Below are 18,796 nucleotides of genomic sequence, written 5' to 3' on the forward strand. Positions count from 1 at the left end.
ACAGGACGGCAATAAAATTAATGTCTCGTATGCGGCGGCTCAGTATTCATCTGCGCCCTTATCCAGCATACCCACATCTAGAAATGGTGCCGCGTCTATTTCGCTGGCATCCATCATTTCGGCTACGCGTTGCAGCGATGCAATAATCATGTGCTGTTCCCAATCCTGCAGCTGCTCAAATTTGCGTACAAAACTATCCTGCAGCGGGGCAGGTGCTTTTTCAACTATGGTTTTGCCCGCAAGGGTTAGTTGCGGGTGAATTTTACGTTTATCGAGCTCCGAGCGTATGCGCGCGATAAGTTCACGCTTTTCCAGGCGATCCATAATGCTGGTCACTGTTGCTTGGCTCAGGCTCATAGCATTGGCCAGCTCACGCAGGCTGGTATTGGGTTGGCTTTTAATCAGCTGCAACAGGCGCAGCTGCGGGCCGGTAACGCTCAAGGTTTTAACCAGCTGTTGGGAGTGGAGTTCAATGGCGCGAATAACGCGGCGCAGGGAGGTTAAAACCTGTTCGATAGAGTTCATGTGGCCTCTGAGGCTGCGCAGTGTAAGTCGGTCGCATTAAATGGATGGGCGTCAGTGGACTTTACCCGAATGCGCTAAGTACCGACAGATTCTTTCGTGGCTCGGGGTCTATTTTTTTGTTGCCAGTGGTAAGCGCTGAGTGAGTGACTTAACGGTTACTGGTTTGTCATTATTTCATGCTGATCTTGCTGATGATATCAAAGGCGCTTGAGTCTGTGGGGATGCTTATTTTGCTTATGTCGGGCGAAATATACATAAGTAATACATCTTGTTCGTAGTGCGGCACAATAAAAATAGCCGTACTGCCTTTAATGCCTTTTTTATTTGCGCCCGAGTTTTCAAAAACAAAACCTTGCTGGGTGAAATAGTTTGAAAATGTTTCTGACCAACTCAGTAAATCACTTGTGCCACTGTCGCGGTATAGAATGGCCACATAGTCTTCGCTGTTGGCGGCTTTGTTTCGGTAGTTAAAAATTTTGCTTAGGCTGTCATTGGTTTTGTCTAATAGCTTGGGCCCATATTCTTGGCCATTGATGTAAACCTGACTGGGAGCTGGGTCTTTCAAAAAGAAATAACCCGCAATGACGACGGCAATTATAATTAAATACTTACTCATTATTTTTATCCTTTTCTATGTAAAAAATTTCTGACAATTGTTTATGCCTTGGGTGTGGGTGTGAACAGTTAGGTGTTGGGCAAAATGGCAGCCACTATGGCTAAAGCAATATAGCGAATAAGGGTGGATAGCAGTGCAATAAGCACGCTACTAATATAATCAGCTTTCAACATAAATTTAAAAACCAAGCCAGTAATAAAGAAACTGTAGAAATAGCTCAAGGCTGCGCTGGTGCTCGCGCCAGGCAGTGATGTTGCTAAGAGGCTAACCGCAAGAGAGGCAACTATGATGGCGACTAAGCAATCTACAAGATCGTGTTTTTCTGCGCCGAGTTTTTTTGCGGCAAACATAACGGGGTAGATACAAAAAATAACGACGAAAAGCCCTGCGATTACAATACCCATGTGGGTTCCTTGTGAATATATGAATTAAAAGGCACACGTTTTATGTGTTTGAGTCTTATGAAAATATTTTATATTGAATAATCACAAAGGCGGCACAGGTGGCCACATAGAGATAGAGTTTTAAGGTTTCCCAGAAGTCTTCAGTAAATTCACCGCGCACGGCAGAGAGCCAGCCGGGCTGAAAGAAGTACCTAAGCGCATCGGTAAAGTCGGCCCAGGTATTGTAAAAACTTTTACCAATAAAGTAATAAAGCGGCAGGTTTGCGATTGCCAATGCAAGTAGTAGTTTGGGGCTTGCAGCAAAATCCAGCATTTTATTTCCTTATGTGTTTTTGTATCGCCACCTTAAGTAAGCAATAAAAAATGGGAAGTAGGTAAATATTATTTTTTTAGTTTTTTTATGAATTAATAATCTTAGATCGCAACTAATTAACGACAAGTCTACATAAGGTGGCGCAAAAATCATAATAAAAACAATATTTATTCGGGCGTCGGTCTCTCTCATCGCAATGCGCGCGTAGCAATCAGTTAAAAGCCCGTAGAGCGTTAAAAATATTATTCGTGGCGGTTAAATGGTTACAGGCGATGTTTTTTTTGGTTGATTTGTGAGCGAGTGTTACTTTTTTACCCGTTATCGGCTGGATATTAAAAGCCTATTCCTGTATGGTGTCGCACTTGCTTAGTGCACTAAGTATTTAGTTTGCCCAAGGATTTAGCATTTTTTACCTTTTTTCGCACATTAAGTCATTAAAAGGTAATATTTTTTCGTTATTTTTAGTTTTCGTGATGAATTATTAGTTAGTACTGTAAGTTGTATTTGTAGTGCTAGGCGATATGAAGACGCGCTATGGAGGTTTAGTGAACACCAGAAACGATCTTGTACACCTAGAGCTGCGGCCCCCCGTGACCGCCGATGGACATCCTCTAAACCAGTTGGTGGCAGCGAGCCCGCCGCTGGACACCAATTCTGTCTACTGCAATTTGTTGCAGGCGACGCATTTTGCTGAAACCTCAGTGGCGGCTTGCCTAGACGGCGAGTTGGTGGGGCATGTTTCGGCTTATATCCCCCCTTCGCAACCAGATACTCTTTTTGTGTGGCAAGTTGTTGTCGCAGAAAAGGCGCGCGGTATGGGGTTGGCCAAGCGCATGTTGCGCTACTTGGTCGATTTGCCTGCCTGTACCGAATTAACCGCCATGACTACGACAATCACACGCGATAACAAGGCGTCATGGGCACTGTTTAATGGTCTCGCACGTGAATTTGGCGTTGCGCCGAGTGATGCAGTCTTATTTAAGCGCGATCAACACTTCGCTGGCCAGCACGATGACGAATATCTGTTGCGCATAGCGCCCTTGCCCCAGCGCGAGTATAAACCTACGCACTTTAATATCGATGAGTCGCGTAGCGGTATGCGTACCCCCAGTAGTAAGCGCTGGATAGATTAACTCCAATATCTTGTGGTGAATCCGTTTTGGTGTCGATGTAGATGATCGGCTCGGTATTTTTATACTTTGATTCGCTTTTTGTTTAATTTTTTGAGGAAAACAGTATGCAAATTTTTAATGAAATGGAATCTGAGGTTCGCTCTTATTCGCGCTCGTTCCCCGTGGTTTTTGACCGCGCACGCGGCAGCCACTTATTTGATGAAAACGATAAGGGTTACATAGACTTTTTAGCCGGCGCAGGCTCGCTTAACTATGGCCATAATAATCCGCTGCTGAAAAAAGCACTCATGGACTATATCGATAGCGATGGTATAGCTCATGGTTTGGATATGCACACCAAAGCAAAGTCGCACTTCTTGCAAGTATTGCGTGACAATATTTTGGTGCCGCGCGATCTGGATTATCGCGTGCAGTTTACTGGCCCTACAGGAACCAATGCGGTAGAGGCTGCGCTTAAGCTTGCGCGTAAAATTAAAGGTCGCACCAATATTATTGCCTTCACTAATGGCTTTCATGGGGTGTCGCTTGGCTCGGTAGCTGCCACTGGCAACCAGCATCACCGCGGTGGTGCGGGTGTTAGCTTAAATGATATAGAGCGCATGCCTTACTGCGGTTATCACGGTCGTGATACCGACAGTATTAAAATGATGGATAAATTGCTCACCGATCCTTCAAGTGGTGTTGATAAGCCCGCGGCAGTGATTGTTGAAGTAGTACAAGGCGAGGGCGGTTTAAATGTTGCTACGGATACGTGGCTGAAAGCGTTGCAAAAACTGTGTCGTAAGCATGACATGCTGCTTATTGTTGATGATATTCAGGCTGGTTGTGGTCGCACCGGTTCGTTCTTTAGTTTTGAATCGAGTGGCATCAAGCCAGATATCATCACCCTATCTAAATCCCTCAGCGGTTTTGGCTTGCCTTTCTCAATTGTGTTGCTTAACCCTGCCTTGGATCAGTGGTTACCTGGCGAGCACAATGGCACCTTTCGCGGCAACAATCATGCTTTTGTAACGGCAGCTGCCGCAATTGAATACTACTGGTCTAATGAGAAGTTTGAGCAGGAAATTGGTCGCAAAGCGGAGCTGGTTACACGCTCGCTTAAATCTATGCTGACTAGCTACGGCCCGCCTGCGGTGCGCGTAAAAGGTCGTGGCTTAATGCAGGGTATAGAGTGTGTGGATGGTGAAATCGCCGAGGCAATTTGCCGTCAAGCATTCACGCGTGGCTTGATTATTGAGACCGCAGGTAATCGCGGTCAAGTTGTTAAGGTATTTTGCCCACTGACGATATCCGAGCAGGACTTGTATGAAGGTCTGCAGACATTGGAGGCGAGCTTTGCCTACGTTGCAAAAGAATATGCAGAATTAAAAAGCGCCTAATTGAGCTAAATGAATGGGTGTGGCTGTTTAGCGCTACACCTTAACGCGGTTTGAAAAACCTATTCATAAATTGCAAGGGTATATGAATGATTGTAAGAAAATTAGCAGATGCAGAGCAGCAAGGCCGAGTCATAAAATCTGAGGGGTGGGATAGTACTCGTCTGCTGCTCAAAGATGATGGCGCAGGGTTTTCGTTTCACATTACCACTATCTATAAAGATGCAGAGCTTCATTTGCACTATCAAAATCATATCGAATCTGTGTACTGCATTAGCGGTAAAGGCGATATCAAAGATATTGCCACGGGCGAGCTACACCCTATAGCGCCGGGCACTATCTATATCTTAGATAAAAACGATAAGCACATACTGCGCGCTAGCGAAGAAATGAAAATGGCCTGTGTTTTCAATCCTCCTTTGCATGGCAAAGAAGTTCATAACGCCGAAGGCGCCTATGAGCTAGAAGCTGAAGCCATTTAATACAGATATTTTTCTGTATTACTTCAGCCTTTAAACTGTTAAGAGGATAGTTAATGCACTTTGAACAAAGCTTGCGGAAAATTTACTTTCCCTTATCACTTCTCGTTTGTCTGATGATCGCGCTGAGTTTCAGTGGCAATCTACTGGCGCAAGACGCCGGCAGTGCTCAGCAGAGTGAGATTGCTGCGGTGGAAAAACCTGCGCTTAGCGCCGCCGAAAAAGCGGCAGTCACTGTCGAGCAGCTCGATAAACCACTCTATAGCGCTTTTACTGAGCGCTATGTGCTGGATGAATTAAAAGCACTGCGTACCGAAATTGCGGCGCAGCGCGTGGAATTTATTCAGCAAATTACTGACCGTCAAATCGACGCGGTGGATAAAACAGTAAGCTATGCCACGAGCACGGTATCCAATTTTTTCTACATTATTGCTGCAGTCAGTTCGGTGTTGGTGATTATCGGCTGGACGTCCATTCGTGAAATGAAAGACAAAATGGGTAATCTTGCGGATAAAGAGTTGCGCAAACTTATTGGTGCCTATGAGGATCGCCTGCGCGAAATTGAGCAGCAGTTGCGCGAAAAATCCGCATTTATTGATGAGAACCGCGACGCGATTGAGCGCACTAAAGATATTCATGCGCTCTGGCTGCGCGCAGGCCAAGAAAATTCGTCAGCCAATAAAATCAGTATTTATGACCAAATACTGAAATTAAATCCGCTCGATAGCGAAGCGCTGACTTATAAAGCGGATGCTGTACTTGAATCTAATGAGCCGCAGTGGGCAATTAACCTCTGCCAGCGGGCGTTGGATTTAGATCCTGTCAATGCACATGCCTTTTACCAATTGGCCTGTGCTCACTCCGCACTCAACCATGTTGATGAGGCGCTTAGTTTTCTCACCAAAGCTTTAGAGCACGGTGATGCGCGACTGACGGATTTTGAGCAAGATCCCGCCCTCAAACCGTTGCACCACCTACCTGGCTTTCAGGCCCTGTTAGATGTGAATGCAGTATCTGTTTAAACCTAAATTAACTCTCGCTGCGGCGGGAGTTTTTTTTGCCATGTTGGATTGTATTTAAAAAAATAATGATGACGTTAAGTTTTATTCTCTGTCTTAGTCTCTTCTTGATGGTTGGTCTCGCGTCAGCATGGCAGCGTAAAAACACCACCAGCGATTACTATCTTGCCAGCCGCAGTGTGCCACCTTGGTTGGTGGGGCTCTCGGCGGTAGCGACAAATAATAGTGGCTACATGTTTATCGGGGTAATCGGTTATACCTACACCGCCGGTATGTCTGCTGCTTGGTTGATGCTGGGATGGATTCTGGGTGACTTTCTCGCCTCACTTTTTGTGCACGCGCGCTTGCGCAGTGTTGCGCTGGCAAAAAACCAATCGAGTTACATTGGCGCCTTAAATGCGTGGGCGGGCTTTGGTGGGAAAACCTTTCAGCGTGTTGCCGCATTATTATCGCTGATATTTCTACTGGCCTATGCCGGTGCGCAGTTGGTGGCGGGCGGTAAAGCGCTGCAGGTACTGCTCCAATGGCCGCAGTGGTGGGGCGCAATCTTAGGTGCAGTATTGGTGATGCTATATTGTTTTGCGGGTGGTATTCGCGCCTCTATTTGGACTGATGCGGCGCAATCGCTGGTGATGATCTTAGCGATGGGCATGATGCTCTTTGTGGCAGTAGATGCCCTTGGCGGCGTGACTATGGTGATCGATAAAATGTCAGCAGTGGATGGCTTTTTAGATCCCATCGGCAGTGATCTATGGTTGCCGGGAGTCGGTGGATTGCTGGTATTTATCGTGGGTTGGTTGGTCGCAGGTTTTTCTGTCATAGCACAGCCGCATATTATGGTGCGCTTTATGACCTTAAACTCTACCAAAGGTATGCTGCAAACCCGTGCTTGGTATTATTTGTGGTTTATTATTTTTTATCTTATGGCAACCGGTGTTGGTTTACTGGCGCGAATTTATTTGCCCGAAAGTTTACTCTTCGGCAATGCAGGCTTTGATGCCGAGTTGGCCTTGCCGACCATGGCGGTGCAGCTCCTGCCTAGCTTTTTGGTGGGCTTGGTGCTTGCCGGTATTTTCGCCGCTACCATGTCTACGGCGGATTCACTGTTATTAAGTTGCTCTGCATTTATTACTCAAGACTTAGTCCCTGAATTCTTTCACAACAACTTGCGCAATAAGCTCGCGACCATTGCGGTTACCTTGGCGGCTTTGGCTTGGGCGTTACTTAATCGCGAAAGCGTATTTGCGCTGGTGATATTCTCGTGGTCGATGTTAGGGGCCTGCTTTGTGCCCTTGATTTTGGTGTTGGTGTTGCGCCAGCCATTGTCGCAAGGTTTAGCCTTGGCATTTATGCTCGGCGGCTGCGCGACAGTGTTGTGTTTGCATCTCTGGGGTATGAGTGGTGCCATCTATGTCGGCGTGCCTGCACTAGGTGTCAGCGTTATTATTTATGTATTGGCGCGCCTGTTCGGGTTTGCGGGGCATAAGGGCTTTGCCATAGAGAGCAAAAAAATCTGATTCAATTAGTTTGTTAACGCCAGCCCCAAGGAGCATTATTCTTGGCGCTGGCTCTTCCCCCTGCGACAATTTGTCACTGTTCGCGCGCTGCTAAAATATCTATGCTGCTCAGCTTTGTAATATAGAAGTCGAGCCTTGTCCGTGTATAAAACTCTCCTAACGCACACTATTATCATTGTCATACTGCAATGCCTCGCTAGCGGCGCCTCAGCCCATGAGGCGGCGAAAACAGCGGACCGCAACTCTGGTAAAAAAACGCCCGTAAAAGCTGAAGAAGTTAAAGTCTGGGGCGAAGTACGCACCAGTGCTGCCGCTAGTTATACCAATCCCACCAGTTTGCTGACACAAGAAGATATGGTCAGTATCAATGTGGCCACCACCGAAGACCTTGTGAAATACGAGCCGAGTATTGTAATTCGCCGCCGCTATATTGGAGATTCCAATGGCACTCTCGGTTTGCGCGGTTCCAATATGTTTGCCACCTCGCGCTCTATGGTATTTGCTGATGGAGTGCCACTGCATTATTTTTTGCAGTCGCGCTGGAGCGGTGCGCCGCGCTGGACTATGGTGAGTGCCAGCGAAATTGCGCAGGTGGAAATTCTCTATGGGCCTTTCTCGGCTGAATACAGCGGCAATGCCATGGGCGGAGTGGTATTAATTGAAACGGCAATTCCTCAAGAGCGCCAAGTACACCTGGACCTGGATTATTTTGCGCAGGATTTTTCCGCTTATGGTTTTAACGATCAGCTCAGCGGCTTTAAAACATTTATTTCCTATGGGGATAAAATTGGCGATGTAAGTCTTTATGTTTCTTTCAACCACTTAACCAACGATAGCCAGCCACAGTCCTATTACTACGATAAACGTACGCCTGCAGCTAATGCAGTTGCGGTAACGGGAGCGCTTAAGGATGCTGATATTTACGGTAATAATGTCAATTACTTTGGCGATACCGGTATAGAGCAAGCCGTAACGGACAATTTCAAAATAAAAGTAGGTTACGATTTTGGTGATTGGACGAGTTTAATCAATATCGCCTATGAAGATCGTACAACCGAGCGGCTGACTGCAAACAGCTATTTGCGCACAGTCAATGGCGAGTCGCTGTGGTCGGGCGATGCCGTGCAAAATAGTGAGGGTATTAATGTTGCGCCTAGCCGTTTAAATGCGAGCGAGCTAACGCGTAAAAGTCTCTCATCGGGCTTTCGTTTAAAAGGTGACTTAAATGCAAGCGCGCGCTTTGAAGCGAACCTCAGCGACTTCCGCATACTGAAAGACACTACGCTAACCTCCAGTCATAATCTTGCTGACCCTGCATTTAAAAATGCAGGGCAGGTGACAGATTATGGTGATACCGGTTGGCAAACTGTAGAAGGCAAGTTTATTTTTAGCAATCTAGCACTTGCTGGCGCAGAGTTGATAGCGGGGGCGCGCTATGAAGCCTATCAATTAAATGTAGACGTGTTTAATGCGACCAACTGGCGCGCAGCTGACAATGCGGGTTATAGCAGCCGCAGCGGTGGCGACACCCATATCAGTGCCGCTTTTGCGCAATTTAATTGGGATATTAATACCCGTTGGAATCTTGCACTCGGTGGGCGCTACGAACAATGGGAGAGTCACAGTGGTTATTTTAGTGCCGATAAAACAGCAACGCCTGAGTTTGATTTAATCAAGGTTCCCGATGCGCAGCGCAGCCAATTCTCTCCGAAATTTTCCCTTGGGTTTGTGCCACAAGTATCTTGGCTGGTGCGCTACTCACTTGCGCGCGCCTATCGTTTTCCCATTGTGGAGGAGCTATTTATGCAAAGCTCTGCCTACAACAGTACCAGCATTGCGACGCCTGATTTAAAACCTGAAAATGGTTTGCATCACAATGTGATGTTAGAAAAGCAGTTGGATGGCGGCTATGCGCGTATCAATGTATTTGCAGAAACAATTCAGGATGCGATCGAGTCTCAGTCTACGATTTTACCAGGCGGTAGTTCGCTCACCACATTTTCTGCGATTGATGAAGTGGAAACGCAAGGTGTGGAGTTGGTGCTAAATCGCTACGGAATATTAGTGCCGCAGTTAGATTTACGTTTTAATCTCGCTTACACCAAGTCGAAGATTGTCGATAATAGCAGTGCGGAAGGTGCTAATCCCGCTAGCAGTTTTGAGGGCAATGATTTCCCGCGCATGCCACGTTGGCGCAGCAATATTATGCTGACGTACCATATGAACGATGCGTGGGATATTAGCGGCAATCTGCAATACGCCGATAAAAGTTTTGGTCGCTTAGATAACAAAGACACTGCCGAGCAGGTGATGGGCGCGCAAGACGGCTACACCCGTTTAGGCGTTAAAACCACCTATCAATTGAATGACCAATTTAAGCTAGGCATGGGCCTAGACAACCTGACAAATGAAATTAGCTACGTGGCGCATCCTTGGCCGGGTAGGACGCTTTACTTGAATCTTGCCTACGATCTTTAAGTTGTGTTCAGGCACTATTTTTGTGGTTATATTTTTCGGAAGGCGCACTCAGCTGCAATAAAATGATGTGGATAGGGTTGTAGTTACAATGAACGAAAAAAATGAAACCAATCAGACGAATAATTACACTAAAGTACTTTACCGTACTCTTTGGCGCTGGCATTTTTACGCGGGAATATTTTGTATTCCCTTTGTGATATTGCTCGCACTCACCGGCGCTATTTATCTATTCAAACCCTGTTATGAACACTGGCAGGAGCGCGATTACCGTGGCTTGCAAATTACTGGAGCGGCGCTCTCTCCCAATGAGCAAATATCCGTGGCACTTGCCAGTGTGGAAGGTGGCAAGTTATTAAGTTATCGCCTGCCACAAGCAGCGGATGAGGCGATACTAATAAGTGTGCAGGCGGCAGAGGTGTGGATGGTGTATATCAATCCCTATACTGGCGCACTCTTGAGTAAGCAACGAAAAGATCGTCAGCTGATGAATGCGGTTAAAACAATTCACGGAGAGTTATTGCTAGGCAACCTAGGTTCTATTCTCGTTGAGCTAGCGGCTTGTTGGGCCATAGTATTAATTGTTACGGGGCTCTACCTCTGGTGGCCGCGTAATGCGAGCGGGCTTGCTGGTGTAGTCTACCCGCGCCTGCAGCAGGGCAGCCGTATTTTTTGGCGCGATCTTCATGCAGTTACGGGCATTTGGCTTTCAAGCTTCGCGCTCTTTTTATTGATTACCGGTTTGCCTTGGGCGTTAGTATGGGGTGCTGCTTTAAAAGAGGTGCGTGCGATTAATGTAGCGTCTGTGCAGCAGGATTGGACGCAAAGCAGTCATCAAGAGCATCAAGCTTGGCGCGCTCAAGCTAGCGATTATGTTAATCTCACGCCAGCAATAGTCGCGGCTACACAGCAATTAAAATTAGCTGCGCCAGTAGAGTTGAGTGTGGCTGATGCGCAGCAAGGTATTTGGAAGGTCTCATCGCAAACACAAAATCGCCCAGCGCGCGTCGATGCGTGGGTTAATAGCGATGGTTCGTTGCAAAAACGCAGCGATTTTGCGCAAAAATTGTTGTTGGACCGCGCTATAGGCTTCGGTATAGCGGCTCACGAAGGTGCGCTATTCGGTTGGTTTAATCTGATGCTAGGGGTACTAACCTGTGCAGGTTTAATACTGATGAGTGTAAGCGGCTTCATTTTATGGCGAAAGCGTAAACCTGCAGCCTGCTTGGGTGCACCCCCTGCGCAATCGACAACATTAGGTGCTGGCGTGTTGGCAATTACGCTGCTGCTTGCGGTCTTCTTGCCTGTGTTGGCATTTTCTATTCTTGCTTTATTATTGTTGGAATTTACAGTGCTGCGACGAATTTCAGTGTTGCGTAGTTGGCTGGGATTGAGTGCAAATTAATTGCAGAAATAAGCTGCGCCCTTTATGAAAGAGCGCAGCTTATTTCGGTTATATTATTTTAGCGAAAACTATTTTTGCTTAGTTATTTTACCTGGAAAATCACTGACACCCTTTTGGGTGCGCTTCACCGTTTTAATAGTACCATCGGCATTAAAATGTATGTATTCCGCCGCAACATGGCGTTGAGGTTTCTCGCACGCCGATTTCGTTTTTAGCCAGCGGTGATAAAACAAAATCCATCGGCCTTTGTATTCAACAATTGAATGATGGTTGTTACCAATCTCTTCATCCATAAATATACCCTGATATTTCCAGGGTCCTTTAGGGGACTTGCTGGTGAAGTAAGCAAGCGAGCTATTATTTTCAGGCATGGAATAGTAGTAAATGCCATTGCGTTTAAAAATCCAAGGGCCTTCCATTTTTGGTTCATAGCCCCCCATATCCATTTTAACAAAATCACCTTTAATGCTGCGCATATCATCGGCCATTTCTACCACGGTATAGTCTAGATTTGCACCGTGAACATAGAGGTAGGCTTTGCCATCATCGTCGATAAAAAGGCTCGGATCATTGGCGTAGGCATCTTTCCACAAGGGGCCACCAATCATGTCTTTAAAGGGGCCGGTAGGTGAATTGCTTTCAGCTACACCTATGCCCATCCACTTGGTGCTTTTCTCGGGGTTGACGCGATCTTTGATCCCCGTACCGACAGGAATAATCAAATAGTACTTGCCGTTTTTATAAGCGGCATCTGGTGCCCATGCATAGTTGTCGGCCCAATTTAAGCCATCAACCGACATACTTGGTCCATGATCGGTCCAGTGCACCAAATCGCCGGATGAAAAAGTATGCCAATCTTTCATATGAAAATCTTCTTGGCACTCTTCATCGTGTGAAGTGTAAAGATACACTTTTCCATCATTCCACACATGCGCTGATGGGTCTGCAGTTAATATATCGCTGCCAAGGTTAAGTGGATTTTGTGCGTTGCACACTGAACATATGCCCAGTAAATATGCGAACAATATCTGGGTGAAATGCTGCTTCATTGTATAAACCTTATTTATTATTTTTTTGGGTGTTGTGATCTGGTGTGGCCCTATTGAACATGGGGAATATAGCATGGCACTTCAATATGGTTCGCTAAGCTTTAGCAATCAAAGCTTGCAAGGTGGAGGTCGGGGTACTCTGCTCTGGGCGTCGCCATGCGCGGTGCTCGCTTTGCCTCATGGCCGCAGGCAAGGGTTCGCGATCTTTCCCAGTTTGATTCTTATCTCTGAGGTGGGTGTCCGGTTAATCGCGCGAGCGCGCGCGTTGCTCATGTGCTTTCGATGGCAGCCATCTATCGCAGGTGTGCACCTAAGTGTTTTTATTTGGGGGGAATAGATTTTGTGAGGTTATGGATTTTTTATAGTGACCCATAAAAAAAGGTTTGCAAGCGCTAACCTGCAAACCCTTTCTAAATATGGTAGCTAGAGGCGGACTTGAACCGCCGACCCCAGCATTATGAGAGCGGATAACCTACCCACACTCAACCTCAACTCCTTGTAAATCAATGGCTTAATTCCATGCTAAAACTTACTAAAACATAAAAATAAGCAAATTATAGCTATTAGTGTGGTTAATCTTTTCGATAGTTGGGTAGGCATTCTATTTTTTAGCTCAAGCTTGATAATATATTATGTATATACAATAATGCGCCCCATGATTAAATCATCCCCATCGAAACGTGGTAGGCCTCGAAAGCTAGATAGTGCTTCCGAAGTACTACCTCCTGTTCGTGTAACTCCATCGCAAAAAGACACATATAAAGACGCTGCTAAATTTGCAGGGTTGTCTCTTTCTGCTTGGTTAATAGAAGCGGCTGAAGATAAATTATCTCGGCAGCTGGAATCAGGAGAGCAATAGTGTCTAGCGGACAATTAGTCGAGCAAGATAATTTCTTTGAAAAGGAGCTTAAAGGTAAAAGACGAAAGAGAAAGAAAGGTAGTTTGTTTTCTCCAGTTTATGAGCGTAAAAATGGAACTTTATTCGAAGGTGACTCAATAGAATGGCTCAAAACTCTTGAAACGGAGTCAGTAGATCTTATTTTTGCGGATCCACCTTATAATATTAATAAGGCTGACTGGGATAAGTTTGAAACTCAAGAGAAGTATATTGAATGGTCCATGCAGTGGATATCTGAAGCTTATAGAGTGCTTAAAAAAGAAGGAACTTTGTATGTTTGCGGCTTTTCAGAGATATTGGCTGATATTAAACATCCGTCGATGAAATATTTTAAAACTTGTCGTTGGCTTATTTGGCACTATAAAAATAAAGCGAATTTAGGTAATGACTGGGGGCGGTCTCATGAAAGTATTCTTCATTTGCGTAAGTCAAAAAAGCAAGTTTTTAATGTGGATGATGTGAGAATTCCATATAGCGGGCATACCCTGAAATATCCTTCACATCCGCAAGCTGAAACGAGTCAGTATAATAATGGAGGGAAGAGAGTCGATGTTTGGACTCCTCATCCAAGAGGGGCTAAACCTAGAGATGTACTTGAGGTTCCAACTACTTGTAACGGTATGGGAGAAAAAACAGAACATCCTACTCAAAAACCTGAAGAGTTGGTTCGTAAATTTATTTTGGCTTCTTCTAATGAGGGGGATCTTGTAATTGATCCCTTTTCAGGTTCAGGCACAACGGCTGCTGTTGCTGAACAGTTAGGAAGGTCTTGGGCGGCTTGTGATATTGAGCCTGAATATAATAAGTGGGCTATGGACAGGCTTGATAGAGTTGTTTATAGGACCAAAGATCAGTGGATCGAATTTGATCGACTAAATGACAAAAGAAGGAATTCAATTAGATGAATTTGAAGCAATTGGTTTCACATACGCTTAACAAAGACAATTTTTTGAGTATTGAGGACTTTTTAGATTTTCCGAAGTTCTATCTTGAGTTTATAAAGGAAAACTTACAGGCTGTAATTGTCTCTAAAAACGAAAATCACTATCGTTTTCTTCAGTATAAAAGTGATGGAACTTATAATGTAACAAGGCCAATTAATTCAAATTTGTTTTATTCCTTCGAGGAGTTTGAAGTTCAGTCACTTAAGTTTAAGGATTTAATTGGAAATATAAGGGAGCAAGACTTTGATACGGCTGAAAATAGGGAGTTGATAAATCGGTTGGTTTATTCATCCCAGCAATCTATTGGCGCTTGTTTGGATGCTCTTCCTGCGAATCAGTCAAATACTGCTCGTAAACTAAATGGTGATTTGTTTGAAAGGTTTATACGTTTAATTATTGAGCGATGTGGCCTTGAGGTAACTGAAGGAACTATTCGTGTTCCAGTTGAAGTCGATGGGCAAGAAGCTTTTAAGATGAATTATCAGCATGATCTTAACTTAATCAAAGATGGGGAAGTAATGGCCATTGGTTCGGTTAAAACATCGAGTAAGGATCGCTTAGATAAAGTCTTCATTGATAAGTTTTTATATAACAGACTTACTGAAAAAGCTACGCCTCATTTTGCAGTTTTTTTGAATGATGTTCAAAGAAAAGGTCAGGAGGGTAAGTATGGAATTAGTGCAACTTTTCTACCTGGGCATTTTAAAGGTTATACCGTAAAACTAAATCCTTTGGATGGTGTGTACTATTGTGATATTCGTCCAAATATGATTACTGAGCCAATCTTAAGGGATCATATAAAGACCTTTGATCATTTCCTATTTTCCGACATGTGGAGCTTTATTGAGTAGATTTTTTAAAGTTATACTAGTGGTGTTTGTTGAGTTTTAATTTCTTTGCTTTATTATCTTTCTGATAATTTTGACTTATAATTCATCATTAGTTAATTTTTTATTTCGCTGTTTTCCTGATGTCGATTTCTCTGAATTGATTCGTTTATTTTTCACTTTTTTAAAAGTAGGTCATGCCAGCTCTTCAATGGCTTCATTGTTTTATTGTAAGTATTGTTATTGATCATTTTTTCCAACTTCCCTTCCTCCATCGAGTGGCAACCTTGGCCGCTATTTTTAGGCCTTCCCTTGAGTTCTTAATTCACTCATTGTTTTCTTTGTCATTGGGCTTATTTGCCCTGCTTCTGGGTAAGCGTCTAACCAACCACACCTAGATTTACTTGCCAAGGCATCAAATCTTCAAGTCCATCATCTGTATTGCGCTTAGGGATTTCTGTCAGCAAATGCTCAACATACTTTACCGGATTCAGACCATTTGCCTTAGCCGTTTCGATAATCGAATATAAAATCGCGCTGGCTCTCGCACCGCTGGCGGTGTTGCTAAACAGCCAGTTTTTGCGGCCGATCACAAAGGGTTTTACGGCGCGCTCCGCGCGATTATTGTCGATGCACAGTTGTCCGTGTTGTGTGTAGGTAGTGAGCTTTCTCCATTGTCGCAGCGTGTATGCGACCGCATGACCTAATGTGGATTTAGGGGGCGTCTGTTCCACTGATTTATCGAGCCATGCTTTAAATTCAGTGAGCAGCGGTACAGCATGCAACTGCCGCAGGGTATATTTTTCTTCCGGTGTTTTGTCGTTCAGTAGCGCTTCCACACGGTAGAGTTTCTGAATGTGCGCCACTGCCCAATCAGCACGGCCTACTTTGCCCTTTGGTTGTACTTTTTGCGCATCGGTAAATTTCCGGCGTGCATGAGCCATACAACCAGCCAGTGTTGCTTGAGTGCTTTCGTAAGCCGCATAACCATCAACCTGTAAATAGCCTTTATAGCCGCTTAGAAATTCTTTCGGGCAAGCAGCTGCGCGACTGGGTTGATAGTCGTAAATCACAATGTTGTTCGCGGAGCTGTTCGGATCAGGAGAATCTCTGCCGCTACAGTAGACCCACATGTAATTTTTTTTGTCATCCTGAAGCACTGTCACTGGCGTTTCATCTGCATGGATGGCGGTTTGTGTTAGCAGCGTTATTGTTAATCGCTGCAATAGCCTTTCAAGAACATCCGCACTACGCATTATCCAGTTGGACAGGGTGTTGCGATTGAGGTCGATATTCAGTTGCTTAAAAATAATTTCCTGGCGATACAGCGGCAGTGCCAATTGGTATTTATTGCCGATAATGTGTGCCAGCAAGCTGGGCGTGGCCATACTTTTGGGAATGGGGCTGGCTGGCACAGGGGCGATCACAATCGGCGTATTCGTATGGTTCTTTTCGCACTGACGACAGGCGTATTTCAGGCGCAGGGTTTCAATGACTTTTAAACTGGCGGGAATGTATTCTAGTTGTTCACTTTTTTCTTCGCCGATTTTGTGTAAGTCGCCATTACAGCAAGGGCACATTTTTTCTGTATCAGCGATATCAATTATGCGTGTTTCACGCGGCAAATCGGCGGGCAATGGTTTACGGCCGGTTTTCTTTTTAGTTGAAGTGGCGGCAGATGTGATATCCGCCGCTGTAGCGTCTGTTGTTATCTCTGCGTCACTGTCTGCACGGATTTCGTCTACTATTACTTCCGCTTCGTTAAATAACCAATCAAGTTGATCTGGGGATTTTTCTGAAGACGTGCCAAATTGGCGGCTTTGCGCCAGCTTGAATTGCTCACGCAGAAAACGAATTTCTTGCTCCAATATTTTATTTCGCTCTTTAAGCGAATCAATTTCGACAAGTAATTTATGAGAGTTTGGCATGGCCGTATTTTACTACGACCACCGAGGTTACATCAAAATAATTAACTGGCTTGCTGAAAAAATACCGGTTGATGCCCAATCACATCATAACCGCCTAGCAGCCACTGTAATTGTTGTTCACTCAAGGTAAGTGTTGCAGTTTGAATTTGTGTTGGCCACTTAAAGCGGGATTTTTCCAAACGTTTGTACCAGAGTACAAAGCCTGTAGCATCCCAATAAAGAATTTTCAGTTTATCGCGCGAGCGATTACAAAATACATACAGCGCAGGCTCAAATGCCGAGCGCTCCAACGCTTGCTCTATCACTACGACGAGGCCATTGATGGATTTGCGAAAATCGATAGCATCCTTGTACAGAAAAATAGCAGGCGGATCAACAAAGCAGCGCATTATGCAAGCGCCTTAATAACGTCCGCTAACCATTGCGCCGATACTCCCGTGGGCATACGCAGCTGTGTGGCACCGATGTGAAGCTGAATACTTTGGTTTTCGAGGGGTTTTGTCGTTATCGCAACAAAGCGATTTTCTGCGGGTTGCGTCGCCAATTGCTTTTTGCGTGTACTGAAATATTTATTATCAATCTCGCGCTCTGCGCAAAATGCCTTCGCGGTTTGTCCTGAGGCGGCTTGCTCCTTAATCAGTGCTCGCCATTGCTCTTGTGTTAATCTGGCCATCATCATTCCTCTGTTGAAAAAGGATTAGGCTAATGATTGGTGGCCAAAATGGGAATGTGTGCTTTATTGGACGCTTACGCTTCTGGTATCTCATCCCCATAGGCAAACCATAGCCTGTATTCCGGCCAAGCTTTGCCAATGGCTTCGATTTCTTCATGTCTGATTTTTGCTTTTTCGCTTATTACGTTTTCAAGCCGCTTTTTTCTATTCCTGTCCTTTCGCATAGCTCTACGTAGCTGATGCCTTCCAGTGTTTTAAATAGCTTAATTCCATCATGGATACTTCATTTTAAAGCTGCCTCTATTTTCTTGTTAAAATGGCAGCTGTAAATTAGATGCTTGGGCTGAGGCGTATAGTCTTTGAGCTAGGTTGTAATCGTTCCATTCTTGATTGGTATAAAATTGATAATTCTGCCCGTTCTTTTCATTATAATAAAGAGTAAATGCTCCTATGCAAGTTTCTGAGTCATAGGAGTATTTCAATACTACTTGAAAGTCTTGTCCCTTTAGGGTTACGGAATCATTCGCGTAATCAAACAACCAACTAAATGTTCCCCCTTCCGTTTTTGCAATAATATCTTTAACAAAACTTTTAATTTTTTCTGGCCACATAGAATTATTCCTCTTTTGAGTGTTTTATTTTTTCAGTACTGGCTTTTAGTGTTGAGATGGCATCCCGGAATTTCTTCTTTCTTGTTTCGGACATTGGTGCATCGATATTTGTGTGTTGAATTTGATGTAGGAACGTCTCGCAGTGGTCTAGTATGTTTCCGTTCTTTAGTTCAATTTCTGCATAGCCGATTGTTAAATACAACCTCCGAAAATATTGAAAGCATCTTAAGGCCGTCTCATAGTCTCCTTTTGTGTACTCTCTATGTGCTTCATCCAAAATTAAGAGGCATTCACTAGAAGTTGATGCTTTATTGAGAGCTTTATACCTGTTTAGTAACTTTTGCGATTCATCGCGAATACTGGTCGATATACTAACGCTATGAAAAATTTCTAGTGCTGCGATTACTACGCCAATGAAAGTTGTTATTGTTCCATAATAAGACAGCTTTTCGAGTGCTGTGGAATGCTCATTCAAAAAGTAATTGTGAAATATGACGCTTAAAGTGATAGTTAATATCGAAATTATGATGTGTCCCTTTCGATATCCACTAATTTCTTTTAATTTCTTAATTTTAAGAGTGATTTTCCCTCCCATTTCCCTTCC

At 44.6% G+C, this 18,796-nt stretch carries 19 protein-coding genes; 9 read left to right on the forward strand and 10 right to left on the reverse strand.

Annotated features, from left to right (window positions below; all coding sequences use genetic code 11):
• Positions 1–39: 39 nt before the first annotated feature.
• From AC0KUT_RS02545 to AC0KUT_RS02560, 4 genes are all read right to left on the reverse strand, one after another.
• Positions 40–525 (reverse strand): MarR family winged helix-turn-helix transcriptional regulator, encoded by a 486-nt coding sequence (locus tag AC0KUT_RS02545; RefSeq protein ID WP_488833284.1) that lies wholly within the window; start codon positions 523–525, stop codon positions 40–42.
• Positions 526–694: 169 nt separating this feature from the next.
• Positions 695–1,141 (reverse strand): hypothetical protein, encoded by a 447-nt coding sequence (locus AC0KUT_RS02550; RefSeq protein WP_488833285.1) that lies wholly within the window; start codon positions 1,139–1,141, stop codon positions 695–697.
• A gap of 68 nt (positions 1,142–1,209) precedes the next feature.
• A complete protein-coding gene (locus AC0KUT_RS02555) occupies positions 1,210–1,545 on the reverse strand; it encodes a hypothetical protein (RefSeq protein WP_488833287.1) in 336 nt (111 codons plus the stop codon).
• A gap of 55 nt (positions 1,546–1,600) precedes the next feature.
• Entirely contained in the window at positions 1,601–1,858 is a 258-nt protein-coding gene (locus tag AC0KUT_RS02560; protein ID WP_488833289.1) for a hypothetical protein, read from the reverse strand.
• Positions 1,859–2,403: 545 nt separating this feature from the next.
• Between AC0KUT_RS02560 and ectA the strand changes: the two genes are divergently transcribed.
• The 7 genes from ectA (at position 2,404) to AC0KUT_RS02595 (ending at position 11,262) form a co-directional block, all read left to right on the forward strand.
• Positions 2,404–2,991: a diaminobutyrate acetyltransferase gene (gene ectA / locus AC0KUT_RS02565; RefSeq protein WP_488833291.1), complete on the forward strand. Its 588-nt coding sequence runs from the start codon at positions 2,404–2,406 to the stop codon at positions 2,989–2,991.
• Positions 2,992–3,095: 104 nt separating this feature from the next.
• A complete protein-coding gene (gene ectB, locus AC0KUT_RS02570; RefSeq protein WP_488833293.1) occupies positions 3,096–4,370 on the forward strand; it encodes a diaminobutyrate--2-oxoglutarate transaminase in 1,275 nt (424 codons plus the stop codon).
• 86 nt (positions 4,371–4,456) lie between these two features.
• Positions 4,457–4,849 carry an ectoine synthase gene (locus AC0KUT_RS02575; protein WP_488833294.1) on the forward strand — a complete coding sequence of 131 codons (393 nt, stop codon included), beginning with the start codon at positions 4,457–4,459 and terminating at the stop codon, positions 4,847–4,849.
• 53 nt (positions 4,850–4,902) lie between these two features.
• Positions 4,903–5,868: a TPR end-of-group domain-containing protein gene (locus AC0KUT_RS02580; RefSeq protein WP_488833296.1), complete on the forward strand. Its 966-nt coding sequence runs from the start codon at positions 4,903–4,905 to the stop codon at positions 5,866–5,868.
• A gap of 68 nt (positions 5,869–5,936) precedes the next feature.
• On the forward strand, positions 5,937–7,382 hold the full coding sequence (locus tag AC0KUT_RS02585) for a sodium/proline symporter (RefSeq protein ID WP_488835823.1): 1,446 nt from the start codon (positions 5,937–5,939) through the stop codon (positions 7,380–7,382).
• 141 nt (positions 7,383–7,523) lie between these two features.
• Positions 7,524–9,860, forward strand: a complete 2,337-nt coding sequence (locus AC0KUT_RS02590; RefSeq protein WP_488833297.1) for a TonB-dependent receptor — start codon at positions 7,524–7,526, stop codon at positions 9,858–9,860.
• An 88-nt stretch (positions 9,861–9,948) separates the two neighbouring features.
• A complete protein-coding gene (locus AC0KUT_RS02595) occupies positions 9,949–11,262 on the forward strand; it encodes a PepSY-associated TM helix domain-containing protein (protein WP_488833299.1) in 1,314 nt (437 codons plus the stop codon).
• 68 nt (positions 11,263–11,330) lie between these two features.
• On the opposite strand, the gene AC0KUT_RS02600 is transcribed toward AC0KUT_RS02595, so the two are convergent.
• Positions 11,331–12,311 carry a family 43 glycosylhydrolase gene (locus AC0KUT_RS02600; protein ID WP_488833301.1) on the reverse strand — a complete coding sequence of 327 codons (981 nt, stop codon included), beginning with the start codon at positions 12,309–12,311 and terminating at the stop codon, positions 11,331–11,333.
• Positions 12,312–13,169: 858 nt separating this feature from the next.
• Between AC0KUT_RS02600 and AC0KUT_RS02605 the strand changes: the two genes are divergently transcribed.
• Together AC0KUT_RS02605 and AC0KUT_RS02610 are read left to right on the forward strand one after the other, a co-directional pair.
• Positions 13,170–14,114 (forward strand): DNA-methyltransferase, encoded by a 945-nt coding sequence (locus tag AC0KUT_RS02605; RefSeq protein ID WP_488833302.1) that lies wholly within the window; start codon positions 13,170–13,172, stop codon positions 14,112–14,114.
• The gene (locus AC0KUT_RS02610) at positions 14,111–15,004 is read left to right on the forward strand and encodes a hypothetical protein (RefSeq protein ID WP_488833304.1); all 894 of its coding nucleotides are present in this window, start codon (positions 14,111–14,113) and stop codon (positions 15,002–15,004) included. Before AC0KUT_RS02605 ends, AC0KUT_RS02610 begins: the two co-directional genes overlap by 4 nt.
• 356 nt (positions 15,005–15,360) lie before the next feature.
• Here AC0KUT_RS02610 and tnpC read toward each other — a convergent pair whose 3' ends face one another.
• The 5 genes from tnpC to AC0KUT_RS02635 all read right to left on the reverse strand — a co-directional run bounded on the left by tnpC (position 15,361) and on the right by AC0KUT_RS02635 (position 18,787).
• Positions 15,361–16,908 carry an IS66 family transposase gene (gene tnpC / locus AC0KUT_RS02615; protein WP_488829883.1) on the reverse strand — a complete coding sequence of 516 codons (1,548 nt, stop codon included), beginning with the start codon at positions 16,906–16,908 and terminating at the stop codon, positions 15,361–15,363.
• A 41-nt stretch (positions 16,909–16,949) separates the two neighbouring features.
• A complete protein-coding gene (gene tnpB / locus AC0KUT_RS02620) occupies positions 16,950–17,297 on the reverse strand; it encodes an IS66 family insertion sequence element accessory protein TnpB (protein WP_488829882.1) in 348 nt (115 codons plus the stop codon).
• Positions 17,297–17,587: an IS66 family insertion sequence element accessory protein TnpA gene (gene tnpA, locus AC0KUT_RS02625; RefSeq protein ID WP_488829881.1), complete on the reverse strand. Its 291-nt coding sequence runs from the start codon at positions 17,585–17,587 to the stop codon at positions 17,297–17,299. The genes tnpB and tnpA overlap by 1 nt, the downstream gene beginning before the upstream one ends.
• A 305-nt stretch (positions 17,588–17,892) precedes the next feature.
• Positions 17,893–18,192: a hypothetical protein gene (locus AC0KUT_RS02630; protein WP_488833305.1), complete on the reverse strand. Its 300-nt coding sequence runs from the start codon at positions 18,190–18,192 to the stop codon at positions 17,893–17,895.
• Between the two features lie 4 nt (positions 18,193–18,196).
• Entirely contained in the window at positions 18,197–18,787 is a 591-nt protein-coding gene (locus AC0KUT_RS02635; protein ID WP_488833307.1) for a hypothetical protein, read from the reverse strand.
• Between the last annotated feature and the right edge of the window lie 9 nt (positions 18,788–18,796).

The organism is Cellvibrio sp. 25HG11W-0 (assembly GCF_057815475.1).

Coding starts and splice junctions, on each gene's coding strand:
- AC0KUT_RS02580 (WP_488833296.1), top strand. CDS start 4,903: ATGCACTTTGAACAAAGCTTGCGGAAAATTTACTTTCCCTTATCACTT.
- AC0KUT_RS02550 (WP_488833285.1), bottom strand. CDS start 1,141: ATGAGTAAGTATTTAATTATAATTGCCGTCGTCATTGCGGGTTATTTC.
- AC0KUT_RS02635 (WP_488833307.1), bottom strand. CDS start 18,787: ATGGGAGGGAAAATCACTCTTAAAATTAAGAAATTAAAAGAAATTAGT.
- AC0KUT_RS02595 (WP_488833299.1), top strand. CDS start 9,949: ATGAACGAAAAAAATGAAACCAATCAGACGAATAATTACACTAAAGTA.
- ectB (WP_488833293.1), top strand. CDS start 3,096: ATGCAAATTTTTAATGAAATGGAATCTGAGGTTCGCTCTTATTCGCGC.
- AC0KUT_RS02560 (WP_488833289.1), bottom strand. CDS start 1,858: ATGCTGGATTTTGCTGCAAGCCCCAAACTACTACTTGCATTGGCAATC.
- AC0KUT_RS02610 (WP_488833304.1), top strand. CDS start 14,111: ATGAATTTGAAGCAATTGGTTTCACATACGCTTAACAAAGACAATTTT.
- tnpC (WP_488829883.1), bottom strand. CDS start 16,908: ATGCCAAACTCTCATAAATTACTTGTCGAAATTGATTCGCTTAAAGAG.
- AC0KUT_RS02630 (WP_488833305.1), bottom strand. CDS start 18,192: ATGTGGCCAGAAAAAATTAAAAGTTTTGTTAAAGATATTATTGCAAAA.
- AC0KUT_RS02585 (WP_488835823.1), top strand. CDS start 5,937: ATGACGTTAAGTTTTATTCTCTGTCTTAGTCTCTTCTTGATGGTTGGT.
- AC0KUT_RS02555 (WP_488833287.1), bottom strand. CDS start 1,545: ATGGGTATTGTAATCGCAGGGCTTTTCGTCGTTATTTTTTGTATCTAC.
- AC0KUT_RS02600 (WP_488833301.1), bottom strand. CDS start 12,311: ATGAAGCAGCATTTCACCCAGATATTGTTCGCATATTTACTGGGCATA.
- AC0KUT_RS02545 (WP_488833284.1), bottom strand. CDS start 525: ATGAACTCTATCGAACAGGTTTTAACCTCCCTGCGCCGCGTTATTCGC.
- AC0KUT_RS02575 (WP_488833294.1), top strand. CDS start 4,457: ATGATTGTAAGAAAATTAGCAGATGCAGAGCAGCAAGGCCGAGTCATA.
- tnpB (WP_488829882.1), bottom strand. CDS start 17,297: ATGCGCTGCTTTGTTGATCCGCCTGCTATTTTTCTGTACAAGGATGCT.
- tnpA (WP_488829881.1), bottom strand. CDS start 17,587: ATGATGATGGCCAGATTAACACAAGAGCAATGGCGAGCACTGATTAAG.